At 60.6% G+C, this 14601-nt stretch carries 16 protein-coding genes and 1 tRNA gene; 6 read left to right on the top strand and 11 right to left on the bottom strand.

What is annotated here, in order from left to right; genetic code table 11:
• The first annotated feature begins 127 nt into the window (after nt 1-127).
• The 3 genes from PQU94_RS12090 (at nt 128) to PQU94_RS12080 (ending at nt 2859) form a co-directional block, all read left to right on the top strand.
• Nucleotides 128-1267: a peptidoglycan DD-metalloendopeptidase family protein gene (locus PQU94_RS12090; RefSeq protein WP_272741715.1), complete on the top strand. Its 1140-nt coding sequence runs from the start codon at nt 128-130 to the stop codon at nt 1265-1267.
• Nucleotides 1251-1832 (top strand): bactofilin family protein, encoded by a 582-nt coding sequence (locus PQU94_RS12085; protein ID WP_272741714.1) that lies wholly within the window; start codon nt 1251-1253, stop codon nt 1830-1832. The genes PQU94_RS12090 and PQU94_RS12085 overlap by 17 nt, the downstream gene beginning before the upstream one ends.
• A 118-nt stretch (nt 1833-1950) precedes the next feature.
• The gene (locus PQU94_RS12080) at nt 1951-2859 is read left to right on the top strand and encodes a YihY/virulence factor BrkB family protein (RefSeq protein ID WP_272741713.1); all 909 of its coding nucleotides are present in this window, start codon (nt 1951-1953) and stop codon (nt 2857-2859) included.
• A gap of 177 nt (nt 2860-3036) precedes the next feature.
• Here the strand turns inward: PQU94_RS12080 and rplL are convergent, their stop codons facing one another.
• The gene (gene rplL, locus PQU94_RS12075) at nt 3037-3423 is read right to left on the bottom strand and encodes a 50S ribosomal protein L7/L12 (RefSeq protein ID WP_013480213.1); all 387 of its coding nucleotides are present in this window, start codon (nt 3421-3423) and stop codon (nt 3037-3039) included.
• Nucleotides 3424-3463: 40 nt separating this feature from the next.
• On the bottom strand, nt 3464-3982 hold the full coding sequence (rplJ, locus tag PQU94_RS12070) for a 50S ribosomal protein L10 (RefSeq protein WP_272741712.1): 519 nt from the start codon (nt 3980-3982) through the stop codon (nt 3464-3466).
• A 390-nt stretch (nt 3983-4372) separates the two neighbouring features.
• Between rplJ and ftrA the strand changes: the two genes are divergently transcribed.
• A complete protein-coding gene (gene ftrA / locus PQU94_RS12065) occupies nt 4373-5401 on the top strand; it encodes a transcriptional regulator FtrA (RefSeq protein WP_272741711.1) in 1029 nt (342 codons plus the stop codon).
• Nucleotides 5385-6005, top strand: coding sequence for a MiaE family protein (locus PQU94_RS12060; protein ID WP_272741710.1), 621 nt, complete (start codon nt 5385-5387; stop codon nt 6003-6005). The genes ftrA and PQU94_RS12060 overlap by 17 nt, the downstream gene beginning before the upstream one ends.
• A 166-nt stretch (nt 6006-6171) precedes the next feature.
• On the opposite strand, the gene rplA is transcribed toward PQU94_RS12060, so the two are convergent.
• Nucleotides 6172-6858, bottom strand: a complete 687-nt coding sequence (gene rplA, locus PQU94_RS12055) for a 50S ribosomal protein L1 (protein WP_126423912.1) — start codon at nt 6856-6858, stop codon at nt 6172-6174.
• 11 nt (nt 6859-6869) lie between these two features.
• Nucleotides 6870-7298, bottom strand: coding sequence for a 50S ribosomal protein L11 (rplK, locus tag PQU94_RS12050; RefSeq protein ID WP_272741709.1), 429 nt, complete (start codon nt 7296-7298; stop codon nt 6870-6872).
• Nucleotides 7299-7567: 269 nt separating this feature from the next.
• Here rplK and PQU94_RS12045 point away from each other — a divergent pair, with 269 nt between their 5' ends.
• Complete coding sequence (locus PQU94_RS12045; RefSeq protein WP_272741708.1) at nt 7568-8251, top strand: hypothetical protein; 684 nt, start codon at nt 7568-7570, stop codon at nt 8249-8251.
• Nucleotides 8252-8699: 448 nt separating this feature from the next.
• Here PQU94_RS12045 and nusG read toward each other — a convergent pair whose 3' ends face one another.
• From nusG to PQU94_RS12010, 7 genes are all read right to left on the bottom strand, one after another.
• Entirely contained in the window at nt 8700-9269 is a 570-nt protein-coding gene (gene nusG, locus PQU94_RS12040) for a transcription termination/antitermination protein NusG (protein WP_272741707.1), read from the bottom strand.
• Nucleotides 9270-9282: 13 nt separating this feature from the next.
• Nucleotides 9283-9585 carry a preprotein translocase subunit SecE gene (secE, locus tag PQU94_RS12035; RefSeq protein WP_272741706.1) on the bottom strand — a complete coding sequence of 101 codons (303 nt, stop codon included), beginning with the start codon at nt 9583-9585 and terminating at the stop codon, nt 9283-9285.
• An 88-nt stretch (nt 9586-9673) separates the two neighbouring features.
• A tRNA-Trp gene (locus PQU94_RS12030) sits at nt 9674-9749 on the bottom strand.
• A gap of 107 nt (nt 9750-9856) precedes the next feature.
• On the bottom strand, nt 9857-10654 hold the full coding sequence (locus PQU94_RS12025) for an SPFH domain-containing protein (RefSeq protein ID WP_272741705.1): 798 nt from the start codon (nt 10652-10654) through the stop codon (nt 9857-9859).
• Nucleotides 10655-10896: 242 nt separating this feature from the next.
• Nucleotides 10897-11739 (bottom strand): GIN domain-containing protein, encoded by an 843-nt coding sequence (locus PQU94_RS12020; RefSeq protein WP_272741704.1) that lies wholly within the window; start codon nt 11737-11739, stop codon nt 10897-10899.
• 110 nt (nt 11740-11849) lie between these two features.
• Entirely contained in the window at nt 11850-14075 is a 2226-nt protein-coding gene (locus tag PQU94_RS12015; RefSeq protein WP_272741703.1) for a S9 family peptidase, read from the bottom strand.
• 74 nt (nt 14076-14149) lie between these two features.
• Complete coding sequence (locus tag PQU94_RS12010) at nt 14150-14500, bottom strand: YbaN family protein (protein WP_126423920.1); 351 nt, start codon at nt 14498-14500, stop codon at nt 14150-14152.
• Nucleotides 14501-14601 lie beyond the last annotated feature (101 nt).

The raw sequence follows: 14601 nt of genomic DNA, 5'->3' as shown, positions 1-14601 counted from the left end.
CTAACCTTCTGTTTCCAAAAGAACTATTGGGTATGTGTGCGGCGCATCATCCGGCGATTCGATTAAGGCTTGCCAAAGCGCGTTTGGTTAAGCCATAATTAAAATCAAGTGGAAGGGCGCGGGTGTGATGCCTAAGAAAAGCTTTCAACGCCTGAGGGGCGCTCTGGAACAAACCTTTCCGGAGCGGCATCTTTACATCCGCAGTGGCGATGAAACCCACGGTTATATTCTCAGCACCGGTAAACAATTCGGCTTCGCGGTCCTCGCCACTTTTGGACTGACCTGGCTGGCCATGAGTACAGGGGCCGTGTTCTTCATGGCCATTTCCGGCGGCAACGGTGCGGAAAAGCAGATCATGATGGCGCGCGCTCAGTCCGAGCGCCTCGTCGCCGACCGTCAGGCGCGCCTCGATGTGCTGATGAAGCAGAGCGCGGCCTCTTCCGGTTCTCTGGAGCAACTGGCGCAGACGGTCGAAAAGCGCCACAGCGCGCTTGTTCAAATTCTTCAGGATTTCAAGGGCGTACCGGGTGCCGCTCCGGCTCTGGCTCCGGCACGTATCGATCCGTCCATGCCGCCGGTCGAGCGCATCTATGCGGTGCGTGCCGAACAGGAACGCATGGTGTCCAAAGCTGAGACATTCGCCAAGTCGCGCGCCGAGCGCTTGAGACTGGCCTTCCGTCTGGCGGGCCTCAATCCGCAAAGCTATGCCGGTTCGGGCTCAAGCGCGCTTCTGGAAACCCGCGATGCCAAGGAACTGGCGACGTTTCTCGATGTGGATCAGGGCTTTGCCGAGCGTATCCGCAGTGCGGCTCTGAACCTGTCGGATATGCGCGGCCTCGAAAAATCCTCGCGCGTGCTGCCGTTCTCGCGGCCGACCTTCAATACGCGCACGACCTCCGGCTTTGGCGTGCGCTTCGATCCCTTTACGCACAGACCCAAAACACACACTGGCCTGGATTTTGCTGGTCCCTTCCTGACGCCGATCCATGCCACGGCGCCCGGCATCGTTTCCTTTGCCGGGGTGCGCAACGGGTATGGCAACTGCGTCGAAATCGACCACGGTAACGGCTTCAAGACCCGTTACGCCCACATGCAGTCCTTTGCCGTGCGCCCCGGTCAGCGCGTCGGCGTCGGTCAGCGGGTGGGCGCGATGGGCTCCACGGGCCGCTCCACCGGTGTTCACCTTCACTATGAGGTCTGGCTCAATGGCCGTCCTCAAAACCCTGCGCGCTTCGTAAAGGCTGGAGACTATGTTCAACAAAACTAGCAAACCCGTCCGCCCTCAGTCCGACGCCAGTCGCGCGCCGGTCAAGGCCAACACCCCCCCGCCGCTGGACATGTCCACGGTCAATATGAAAACGTCAGGCGCCCCCGCCCCGACCCCGGCTCCGGTTGCGCCCACGGTTTCGCGCGGTGCTCCGTCGCTTCTGGCGGCGCATCTGCGTATCGAAGGCAATATCAACGGCACGGCGGATCTTCAGGTCGATGGCAATGTGCGTGGCAATGTGAAGGTCGCCCATCTGATCGTCGGTGAAGCCGGCAATATCGAAGGCGATGTCGAAGCCGAAACCATCGAAGTGCGCGGCCGCGTCGTCGGCAGCATCGCAGGCAAGGCCGTGAAACTCTATTCTTCGGCCTATGTCGAAGGCGACATCACGCACGAAACCCTGTCCATCGACATCGGTGCCTTCTTCCAGGGCCGCTGCCTGCAAAGCCGCCCGGCCCAGCCTGCGGCCGCACCGGTGGCGCAAACCGCTCCCGCCAGCTACAGCAGCGGTGAGGCCTCGGCCATGAACAGCTACGACTTCAACGCGCTGTCGGACCTGAAATAGTCCGACCAGATGCGATCCGCATCTTCGGCTGCGGGTATAAGGAACCGATACCGAGTTTAGTCAGACACGCCGGAAAAGGATTGATCTTTTTCCGGCGTTTTTGCGTGTTGACAGGCCTATGACCGAACCCCGCCCTTCCCCTGCCCGCCCGCCCCTGACCCTCAGCCTGCTGGGGCGTATGCTGCTGGAAGCCCTGCACGAATGGAATGAGGACAAGGCCCCGCGCTTGGGGGCGGCGCTGGCCTTTTACAGCATCCTGTCTATCGGGCCGCTGCTGCTGATCGTCACCGGCATAGCGGGCATCGCCTTCGGGCGCGAGGCCGTCAACGGCTATATGATGGCCGAACTGAGCGCCCTGATCGGCGATCAGGGGGCCAGCGCCGTGCAGACCATGCTGAGCGGGGCCTTCAACCCGCGTCAGGGACTGGTGGCCACTGTCATAGGCTTTATAACCCTGATCATTTCGGCCACGGGCTTCTTTGCTCAGCTTCAGGAGGCGATGAACGATATCTGGAATGTCGAGCCGCCGCGCCTGCACTGGAAGGTGTTTATTCAGAAACGCCTGCTGTCGTTTGCGCTGGTCGTCGGCATCGGCTTCCTGTTGCTGATCTCGCTGGTGGTGTCGGCGGGGCTGGCGGCCTTCAGCGCGTTCATTTCGCCCTACATCCCCGCCCCCGTCATGGGTCTGATCAATCTGATCCTGTCGTTCGGGGTGGTGACCTTCCTGTTTGCCATGACCTTCAAAATCCTGCCCGATGCGCGCATCGAATGGAGCGATGTATGGGTCGGCGCGGCCATCACCGCCATACTGTTCAGTTTCGGCAAGCAACTGATCGGCCTGTATCTGGGGCAAAGCGCCATGTCCTCGGCCTATGGGGCCGCCGGGTCGCTGATCGTGCTTCTCGTATGGATCTACTATTCGACCCAGATCTTCTTTTTCGGTGCCGAATTTACGCAGGTCTATAGCCGTCACCTCGGCAAGACCATCCAGCCGCGCCGCAAACGCAAGGCCACCCCGGAGTTATAGAGCGGACTAAACAAAATCTGGATCATTATGTTTCTAACAGAAATCATAACGACCCAGATGCAAAAAGCCCGGACCTTGCGATCCGAGCTTTCTGTTTCGTTTGTCGCGCATTTAGGTCCGAAAACCGCTACACACTTTTCGGAATGCGCTGTTTTGACTTTCCGAAGACAGTCGAAATTACTTAACTTCGACCTTGGCGCCGGCGTCTTCCAGCTTCTTCTTGATGTCAGCCGCTTCTTGCTTCGAAACGTTTTCCTTGACGGTCTGCGGAGCGCCTTCGACGAGGTCCTTGGCTTCCTTCAGGCCGAGCTCCGAACGGATGCCGCGGATTTCCTTGATCACGTTGATCTTCTTGTCGCCGCCGTCAACCAGGACGACGGTGAATTCGGTTTGCTCTTCGACGGCTTCAGCCGGAGCGGCAGCAGCGCCACCGGCGACGGCAGCGACGGCGACCGGAGCGGCGGCGGAGACGCCCCACTTGTCTTCGAGGAGCTTCGACAGTTCAGCAGCTTCCAGAACGGTCAGGGCGGACAGGTCGGCGACCAGTTGTTCGAGTTTAGACATGGTATTTCCTTAAGGATGAGAGGGGTTGGGGAATGAGCTGTTAGGCGTTTTCTTTGGTCGCGTAAGCGTTGAAAACGCGAGCCAGTTGGCCGGCAGGCGCCTGAAGCACGCCAGCAACCTTGGTCGCCGGGGCCTGAAGCAGACCGATGAGCTTGCCACGCAGTTCGTCCAGCGACGGCAGGGTGGCCAGAGCCTTGACGCCATTGGCGTCGAGGACGGTCGTCCCTTCCATGATGCCGCCAACGATCTTGAACTTGTCATTCTCTTTGGCGTACTGGGCGGCGATTTTCGCGGCCGTCACCGGATCATTGGCGTAGGCGAGCACGGTAGGGAACTTGAATAGGGCATCGCCCTTTTCACCCGCAGCGCCAGCCAGAGCCTTCTGAGCCAGACGGTTCTTGAACACTCTGAGAACCGCGCCTTCCTTACGAAGACGCAGACGCAGATCAGCCATTTCCACAAAGGTCATGCCCGAATACTGGGCAACAACCACGGAGCCGGATTCGGCGAAGACGCTCTTGAGCTCTTCAATCGATTCGGCTTTTTTAGCGCGGTCCATTGTGGCCTCCAATTGAGGATTGCTTTGCGGGACAATCCCGCAAAGGTGAAACGACTTAAACGTCCCGGTTACCCGGAACGGCAAAGTCACTGTCCATGATGAGAGGCAAAGGCAACCAGACCACGCTGCCCTTAAGGCAGGCATGAAATCCTAGAGGCGTTTCGCGTCCCGTCTATATTCGGGTTCCGGCGGCTACCGGAAACTTATGGAACAGGCGGCCCCTGCTCCCACGAAGGTCTCGGACAGAACGGAGGGAAACCGAAATTCCCACACCGAGGCGGGTCCCTTACCCGTAAGTCGCCGCAAAAGCAAGAGGCCCCTGACATTTATTGCGTTGGCCGCGGTTCGGCGCTATGGCTTTTGGCAGATATTGGCCCGAAAGATAAAATCATGCCAAAGACCCTGCTCAATCACGATGTCTGCGCCCTAGCCTTCGACGGGATGCCCTTGTTTGAGTTTTCGATCGCTGTTGAGCTGTTCGGTCTGGAACGCCCGGAAATGGGGCCGGACTGGTATCGCTTTCAGGTGGTCAATGTCGAAGACGGTCCCTGCCGCACGACGGCGGGCCTCTCACTCGCGGCCACAGGGCCGCGCCCGTGGCTGGACACCGCGGGCACGCTGATCATCCCCGGCTGGCCGCTGGACAAGCCCATTTCCAATGATCTGGTGGCCCTGATCCAGCGCGCCTATGCGCGCGGGGCCCGCATCGTCACCATCTGCTCCGGGGCCTTTGTGCTGGCCGCCGCCGGGCTGCTCAAAGGACGGCGCGCCACGACCCACTGGAAGTACGTTGAGCACGTCAAATGCCACTGGCCGGAGGTCGAGCTGGTGCCGGACGTTCTGTATATCGACGAGGGGCAGATCCTGACCTCGGCCGGGAGTGCCGCCGGGATCGACCTGTGCCTGCACGTCATCCGCCGCGATTTCGGCCCGGAAGCCGCCAACAAGGTCGCCCGACGCCTCGTGGTGCCACCACACCGCGACGGCGGTCAGGCACAGTATATCCAGAGGTCCGTTCCCATCGAATATGAACGCAACCGGCTGGGGCCCCTGCTCGACTACCTGCGCGAATGCCTGGATCAGCCGCACACGGTGGCGCAACTGGCCCGCCGGGCGGGTATGAGTGAACGCACCTTCCTGCGCCGTTTCGAAGAAGCCACGGGGACAACGCCCGCCAAATGGCTGATGCAGGTTCGCTTGCAAACCGCACGCGACCTTCTGGAGGCCACGACGGACAGTATCGACCTGATCGCTCACACCTGCGGTTTCGGCAGCGCCGCCAACTTCCGCCACCATTTCCGGGAACAGCTTTCGACCACGCCCACGGCCTACCGCCAGACCTTTCAGCGTTTAGCGCCGGCTGTAGCTTGCGCGCCGTCACCAGATTTGGCAGAGGCAGGCTATGCGTACCGATCTTGACGACATACTGGCCTTTCTGGGCTCTGCGACACCGCCCGAATGGATTGAAGCCGCCCTGGCTCATCAGGACATTCTCCTGCTCGATCACAAGGCGTGCGAGTACAAGGCGGCTTCCAACGCCATCAACCTGATGGCCAAGTATCAGACCCATGCCGAGTTGGTGGACGCCATGAGCCGGCTGGCGCGCGAGGAGCTGGTCCACCACGAACAGGTGATGAAGCTGATCAGGAAGCGCGGCATCGCCCTGCGCCCGCTGTCAGCGGCACGTTACGCCTCCGGGCTGCGCACCATGGTCCGGCGAACGGAACCCGGCATGATGACCGATATTCTGGTCATCTCAGCCTTTATCGAGGCGCGTTCGTGCGAGCGCTTCGCGGCGCTCTATCCATATCTCGATGACGAATTGGGCAAGTTCTATAAGGGCCTGCTCGACAGCGAGGGCCGCCATTTCCGCAACTATCTCAAACTGGCGCACCTCTATGGCGACGCCGACGACATTGCGGCGCGCATCGACGCCATCCGCCCGGTGGAACAGGCCCTGATCCACGACCCCGACCCGGAGTTCCGCTTCCATAGCGGCTTACCGACGCTCGTGGCGGCCTGAAGCCAGACGCAAAAAAGCCGCCCCGTTGCCGGAGCGGCTTTTTAAAATCATTAAATCGGGATGGCGTGGCGAAAACCGTTAGCTGATGAGAAACGGAGCGCAGCGTACTTCAGTACGTGAGCACCGTATCGCAAGCAGATGAGGGTTTGCAGCCCGTCAGCGCGATTTAGAGCGCGGAAGAGGTATCGACCTTCACGCCTGGGCCCATGGTCGAAGACAGCGAGATCTTCTTCACATAGAGACCCTTGGCACCCGACGGACGAGCCTTCACGAGGGCGTCCACCAGAGCCTTGGCATTGGCTTCGAGCTGCTCGACCGTGAACGAGGTCTTGCCGATGCCGGCGTGCACGATACCGGCCTTTTCGACGCGGAATTCGACGGCACCCGACTTGGCGTCCTTGACGGCCTGAGCGACGTTCGGGGTCACGGTGCCGACCTTCGGGTTCGGCATCAGGCCGCGCGGGCCCAGCACCTTACCGAGGCGACCGACCAGAGCCATCATGTCCGGAGACGCGATAACGCGGTCAAAGTCCATGAAGCCGCCCTGAATCTTTTCGACCAGGTCTTCGGCACCCACGACTTCGGCACCGGCGGCCAGAGCTTCCTCGGCCTTCTTGTCCTTGGCGAACACGGCGACGCGGACGTCCTTACCCGTGCCCGACGGCAGTTGAACGACGCCACGGACCTGCTGGTCGGCGTGACGCGGGTCAACGCCCAGGTTGACGGCGATTTCGACCGACTCGTCGAACTTGGCCTTGGCATTGGCCTTCACAACGCCCAGAGCGTCGGTCAGGTTGTGCAGCTTGTCGGCCTCGACGTTCCAGGCCTGAATGCGCTTTGCAATCTTGGTCATCAGAATTCCCCTTAATCGACGATCTTCAGACCCATCGAACGGGCCGAGCCCTCGATGATCTTGGCGGCGGCGTCGATGTCGTGAGCCGAAAGATCCTTCATCTTCTTCTCAGCGATGTCCTTCAGCTGCTGACGGGTGATCGAACCCGCCGAGTCACGGCCGGGCTTTTGCGAACCCGACTTCAGACCAAGCGTCTGCTTGATGAAGAAGGTGGCCGGCGGCGTCTTGGTGACGAAGGTGAACGACTTGTCCTGATAGACCGTGATGATGGTCGGGAGCGGCGTGCCTTTTTCGACGTTTTCGGTGCGGGCGTTGAATTCCTTACAGAAACCCATGATGTTGACGCCGCGCTGACCCAGAGCCGGGCCGATGGGGGGCGAAGGCGTGGCAGAGCCGGCCTTCACCTGGAGCTTGATGTAGCCCAGGATTTTCTTAGCCATTGGATATCTCCATAAAGTCCCGATCTTTTGGGACGTTGTGAGCCGTGGTGCGGGTCGCCCCTTCCACGGATTTAACTCCGTCCGAAGACGAAGAGCGGGTGCCTTAGACGAAAAGCCCCGTCACCGCAAGGGCGATTATGCGATTTCGTGGCAAACCAAGAGCCTCCGGCGGGCAGGGGCACAGCCCCTGCATCCGGTTTAGGGGCGCGAAATCTATCCCCACCGGAAAAAGCGCGGTTACCCTTGGGCGCATGACCGAGACGACGGACATGGCAGCCCCTTTGACCCCGGAACAGCGGCGCGCACATTTGCATGCCTATGCGGACCGGATGCTGAGGGCGCTGACCGCGATGGACGCACCCGAAACGCCGGACGAAGTCGCCAAGGGTATCCGCACGGCGCTGATGATCGAGCGCCTCTATGCCCGCTGCGATGCGTCCGAGCGGCAGGCCCATAGGCAGCCCATCGCCGCCGTTGACAATCAAAAGCTGCAAAATACGCCCGACGAACCCGGCCACTGGCTGGACCGCGATCCCGTTGGTGAACTCAAGGCGCAGATTGAACGGATGAGGGCCGCGACGCGCGCCCGGACACAGCCGCATCCCGAAGCTAAACCTCAGCCCGCGTCCGTACCGCCGGTGGAGGCTAAACGCGAACCTCGGATGCCCAAGCCGCGCAAGCCGCCTTCGCGGCCCCTGACGCCGCAGGAGACGGCCTTGCGTGAGCGCGTCCTGAACACAGTGGCCATCCCCCGACCGCAAGATGCCTTGCTGGCGTACCACGATTTCGGTCTGATCCATGATGAGGATGTGGAAATCATCCACGGTGACCGGCTCAGCGCCTTTTATGCCAGGGGCGAGACGCGGGAGACGATCCTGAAAGGGCTCAAGCAGTTTAGCCGCGCGGACCTCAACCTGTTGTGGCCTGATCTCTTCCCGCTGGATACAGGGTGAACGGCTAAACCTATAAAGCGTTGGCCACGAAAAAGAGCCGTTGAACTGCCCGGCCCGCAGGGCCCTGACCTTTGTGCGGCCTGCGCGAGTGAGGGGCGCTGCGCGCCGAAAGATTTTGAACCACAAATTTCACAGATTGACACAGATTGGCGCTACGCGCCTATGCGTTACGCAGACACGGATAATCTGTGAAATCTGTGTAATCTGTGGTTTGATAGGTCAGGCGCAAACCTGTGCCACAGGCTCCCGTTCGTGCTTTTTTGTGTTTTTGGTGGCCAAAGCCCTTCCCAACCTCAAACTGAGTCATCAGCAATCGCGCACCGACATCCGGGGTCCGGGGTCAACTGACCCCGGGATCTTACCCTGACCCGAAAGCCGAGAAGGCAAAAAACAAACCCCACACGGCCGAGCCATGTGGAGTTTGCGCAAACGGATTTTGCGAATACGATCAGACGGTCTTTTCGACCTGACCGAATTCCAGATCGACCGGGGTGGCGCGACCGAAGATCGACACCGAGACCTTGAGGCGGGCGTGTTCCTGATCGACGCTTTCGACCACGCCATCGAACGAGGCGAAGGGGCCGTCGGTGACCTTGATCTTTTCGCCGATGTCGAAGGACAGGACGGTCTTGGGCTTTTCGGCGGCGACTTCGACATTACCGACGATGCGCTGCACTTCCTTTTCGGAGACCGGCATGGGCTTGGAGCCCGAACCGAGGAAGCCGGTGACCTTGGGGGTATTCTTGACGAGGTGGAAGGCTTCGTCGGTCAGTTCCATCTTCACCAGCACATAGCCGGGGAAGAATTTGCGTTCGGAGTTGAACTTGCGGCCGCGACGGACTTCGACGACTTCTTCGGTGGGGACGAGGATTTCGGAGAATTTGTCCTCAAGGCCCTGCGCCTTGGCCTGCTCGCGCAGGGATTCGGCCACCTTCTTTTCAAAGTTGGAATAGGCGTGGACGATGTACCACTTGTGCTTGGGGTTCGGTGCGAGCGTCGCTTCCAGGGTTTCGGCCATGTGTTGTGAGCCCTTAACGTCCGAGATTGATGAGCGAGTTGACCGCGAATCCCAGTCCGCCGTCAACGATATAGAAGAACGCACAGGCGACGACGACCATGATGAACACCATCACCGTGGTGATCCAGGTTTCCTTGCGCGAGGTCCAGGTGATCTTGCGCGCTTCCTGACGGACTTCCTGAAAGAATTTGGCCGGGCTGGTACGCTTCTTCGGGATGACGGCTTCGCTGCCGGTCGCCTTGGCCGCAGCCACGGGGGCGACCGCGACTTTGCGCGCGCTGTCTACCGTCGGGGTCGAAGGGGGCTTTTTGGCCATAAGTGTTCTCGTCCAGCTTTATTCAGGGGTGCGCTTCCAACACAAATGAGGCTCGAAATCGCGATTTCAAGCCTCATTTGCGATGAAATGGCAGGGGCAGAGGGACTCGAACCCACGACTTCCGGTTTTGGAGACCGGCGCTCTACCAGCTGAGCTATACCCCTATAAGAAACCGGCCCTGTCATAACACGGCGGTTTCAGAGGAAGTCGCGTGTATCAGCGGTTGGGGCAAAGGGCAAGCCACCGCCACGCAAAATCCACCAAAAACTTGTTATTCACCAGACAGACGCTTCGCCGCGTGCAGCAGTTCCTGCGGGAAGCCAAGGATGATGGTCGAATTCTGTTCCGTGCCAATCTCCTGCAAGGTCTGGAGGCGGCGCAGTTCCATCGCGCCCGGTGCCTCGGCAATGGCCATGGCGGCGGCGCGGAGCGTCTCTGAGGCCGCCTGTTCGCCCTGCGCCTTGATCAGGCGAGCCTTGGCTTCACGGGTCGCTTCGGCTTCCTGAGCCAAGGCACGCTGCATCTGCACCGGAATGTCGAGATCGCGCATTTCCACGGCGTCGATATCCACGCCCCACTTGTTGGCCGCGCGGTCAAGCTGAGTCATCAGAAGCGCGTTGATCTGTTCGCGGCTCTTAAGGATGGCGTCCAGATCGTGCTGCCCGATCACATCCCGCAGGGAGGTTTCCGCCGCCTGAAGCACGGCCGTATGCGGGTCGAGCACGCTGTTGACCGCCTTGGCCGGGTTGTCGATGCAGTACCAAACGACGGCGTTGACCTTCACCGCCACGCCGTCGCGGCTCAGCGTCTCCTGAGTCTGGAGATTGACCGAAAGTATCCGCACATCGACCTTGGTGCTCCATTCGATGAAGGGAATGATCCAGAACAGGCCCGGCCCGCGCACATTGACGAAGCGCCCCAACCGATAGACGACGGCGCGCTGATACTCCTGATTGATGCGAAAACCCTGAATGACGAAGACACACAGTATGGTACCGATAGCGACAAACTGCATGAAATTGATGCGCCATCCGCCAAGCACCGACAGGCCATCCACCAAGGTCTGCATGACACCCCTCCCCCAAGTCCAGCCTCAAGGGTTAACGCAGTCGCCCCCTCTTGTCAAAAGACGGTACGGTGACAAAAAAAACGCGACGGTCACAAGGGCCGCCGCGTCTGAGTTTATGGAGAACCAGAGAATTGCAAGACCGAAAGATCAGGCCCTTCTCCTGATCGCCACCTGCCCCGGAAAGTGCAGGCGGAGATTACGTCGTCGGATGCATCTTACACCTGACCGAATACTCAATTATGTCAGCGACCGCCCTCACCGATGTGAACCCGGCCCGATCCCATGACCGAACGCGAGACACGGCCCGTGACCTTGCGCACGGACACGTCGCCGGCGCCGACGATGGACACATCCACATCGCCCGCTTCACCGCCGAAGCGCACATTCCCGGAACCGGCAATCGACACGTCCACCTTGGGCGCGACACCTTTTTCAATCCGCACGTCGCCAGAGCCGCCAATGGCGATTTCCACGGGCCCGGCCACCTCGGCCACATTGATGGAGCCCGAGCCACCGATGGCACCCGACAGGGACTTGACGCGCGCCAGATAGATGTCGCCCGAGCCGCCGACGGCGACTTCAGCCTCTGCGGCGTCAGCGGCGCGGATACTGCCTGAGCCGCCGATATTCAGTTCGGCCTTGCCCTGCACCGTATCCGTGGTCCAGTCGCCGCAGCCACCCAGCGCAAATTCCAGAGTTTTCGTGGCACCGATACGGCCATAGACGGCGCCTTCGGAGGCCACCCTGGCGTCCATAGGTACGCGCAGATAGACGACGGGCAGGTCGGACACAGCCACCGCCCCCTTGCCGTCGATGCGAACCGTCTGATTGCGGGCACAGCTATAGCTGCGTTTACGCAACTGACCGGACGCCACCAGCTTGTCGCCCGTCGTCGTAACCAGAATCTTCGGCAGATCGGCCTTGCCGTAATTGACGGTCAGTTGCACGTCGCTGCGGTTTTCCGGCGTGACGATGACGCGTGCCGCCATGTTCTTCAGTTCCACCTGCGTGGCCGCCTGCGCGCCCGCCGCTACGGCTATACCGGCTACGGCGACCAAAACGCCCGCCTTCATGCCCTTGCCCATTGTCAAACCCCTGAATGACTTGAATAGGCTAAGCATGAACAAGGCGGGCGTTCAGGACAACTTAATTACGTGTCATGAAGCAATTGTAATATAACAAGGTTTTGGCTTCTTTATTTTTTCAGCTTGCGGTCGAAAAAGTCCAGATACAACCGATAGCGGAACAGGTTTTTCTCGTTGCTGCGGATGCCGTGTCGGTCGCCCGGATAGAGCATCAGTTCGAACGGGATCGACTTCTTTTGCAAGGCATCGACGACGCGCGTCGTGTTTTGCAGAATGACATTGTCGTCGGCCATGCCGTGCATCAGCAACAGACTGCCCGGCTTGAGGTTATCGAGACGATTGACCACGTCGTACCTGGCGTAGTTATCCGCATTGGCCTGTGGCGTGGACATGTAGCGCTCGGTATAGGCCGTGTCATAAAGCCCCCACTCGGTCGGCGGCGCGCCGGCCGCGCCGGCCGCGAATGGCGTGTCCTTGGCCGTCAGCGCCATCAGGGTGACAAAGCCCCCCTGCGACCAGCCCATAATGCCGATCTTTGCCGGATCGACATAGGGCAGGCTTTGCAGCCACTTCGCCCCCATGATCTGATCGTCGATATCCGGCCCGCCGAACTGCTTATAGATAGCGCGCTGGAACTTCACTGAACGATTGGGCGTGCCGCGATTGTCGAGGGTAAAGACGATGTATCCGGCCTCCTGAAACAGGCGGTTGGCCGGCGACACCCAGCCGCGGCGCACGTCCTGCCGCGCCGGCCCGCCATAGATGGAGACGATGACCGGGTACTTTTTCGCTGGGTCAAAGCCGCGCGGCTTGAGCATCAGCCAGTGCAGGTCTTCACCATCCACCGCCTTCAGCGTGCCAAATTCCGGCGCGCTATAGGTGTCTTTGTAAGCAAAATACGGGTGTTTGGCGTCGAGCGCGTTTTCCTCGATCCAGCGCACGCGCTTGCCCGTCGCGTCATAAAGCCCGGTCTGGGCCGGGGTTTGCGGGTCGGCATAGGTGCCGATAAAAGCCTTGGCATTGGGCGACACGTCCGTGGACCACCAGCCACCGGCGTGGGTCAGGGCGACCGGCTCGGACGGCTTGAGGTAGGAGGTCTTGTAAAGCCCCATCTCGACCACGGTCTTGTAGGAGGACTCAAACCACACCTCGCCCTTTGCCTCATCGACCGCCGCGACCCGCGCTACGGGGAAGTCGCCTTTGGTCACCTGACGGATCAGCTTGCCGTCCTTGTCGTAGAGGTAGAGGTGGTTATTGCCGTCGCGTTCCGACGCCCACAGGAAGCGCCCGTCCTTCAGGAAACGCAGCTCGTTATTCAGTTCGACCCAGGTGTCCGAGGTTTCGGTCAGAACCGTGCGCGCCGCCCCGCCCGTCGCCGCATATTGCAGCAGGTCCAGCGTCTTCTGATCGCGGCTCAGGCGCTGGACGAAGATCGACTGACCGTCGCGGCTCCAGTTGACGCGCGCCAGATAGATATCGCTGTTGGCCCCCAGATCGAGCGGCACATCCGTACCGGCTTTCAGATCGTGCACAAACAGGGTGACGATGGCATTGGGTCGTCCGGCCTTGGGGTAGCGCTGATCGACCGTGCGCGTCCCCGTGCCGCTGATTTCGAAGCGTTCGACAATATCAACGGGGCTTTCATCAACCTTCGCATAGACGATCTTCGTGCCGTCCGGCGACCACCAGTAGCCGGTGTAGCGGTTCAGTTCCTCCTGCGCGATAAACTCGGCCACGCCATAGGAGATCACGCCCTCACCCCTGGGCGTAATGGCGCGCTCACTGCCGGTGTCGAGATCGCGCACATAGAGGGTCTGATCGCGGACATAGGCCACCTGTCCGCCCTTGGGATTGAGCTTGGCATCGACCTCATCGCCCGGCGTTTCGGTGGCGCGACTGATCTTTTTGGTGGCACGATCCACGAGATAGATGTCGCCATCCAGCGGCACCAGCAGGGTTTTGGACGATGGGTCCCAGTCATAGGCCACCACGCCGCGCGCCGACACACGCATCCGCTCACGCCGCGCCTTTTCGGCCTCGGAGAGTTCCTTACCTTCGGACGACAGGGTGTCGGCATCGACCAGCACATAGGGCTCACCGCCCTTGACATCGACGGCCCACAGGTCCTGCACCGTGGCGTTGGTCAGCTTGGGCTTCAGGAAGGTCAGAAGCGTACCGTCCGGCGACAGGCGCGCGCCTACCGCCTTCGGCCCGGAGAGGTCCGGATTGGCAAACACCCGCTCAGGGGTCAGCGTGGCCTGCGCAAAGACGGGGGAGACAACCGCCGCACCCATGAGGGCAACGGCAGAGACGGCAATAGTCAGCTTGGACGGCATGGGGCGCTCCGAAAATCAATGTCGGAAGCTAGCGCCTTCCTTCGCAACGGGTCAAGCGGTCACACGGGTAACTATCACTGAGACGGTCGTGACAGCACGTAAAGGGCGCACAACAGGCACACCCCGGCTGGCACAAAGGCCCACACACCGCGCAGGGTGACGAAGCCGATCACCGAAGACACCGCCATGCCGCTGACCGCCGCGATCTTGGCCGTCGGGCCGATGACACCGCGTTCACGGAAGGCGCGGATGGGTGGGCCGAACTTCGGGTGCGCCATGATGCGCCGCTCCCATTCCGGATTGGAGCGGGCAAAGATGACGGCCGCGATGATCAGAAACACAGTCGTCGGCAGCACCGGCACAAACATGCCGATGACGCCAAGCGCGACGAAACACAGGCCAAGCAGGTTCAGAACCACTCTCATTCGCACAGCATAGCCCCGATTGCCGGCGGGCGCATCTGCCTTATGGTCACAGCGTAACTTAGCGGGATGATTTTGATGAAATCATCCCGCTCAAGCCGCCA

It is taken from the genome of Asticcacaulis currens (genome assembly GCF_028550395.1).
Classification (GTDB): domain Bacteria; phylum Pseudomonadota; class Alphaproteobacteria; order Caulobacterales; family Caulobacteraceae; genus Asticcacaulis; species Asticcacaulis currens.
Note: the sequence above shows the minus strand (reverse complement) of the source record. Positions and strands in the feature narration are given on the sequence as shown.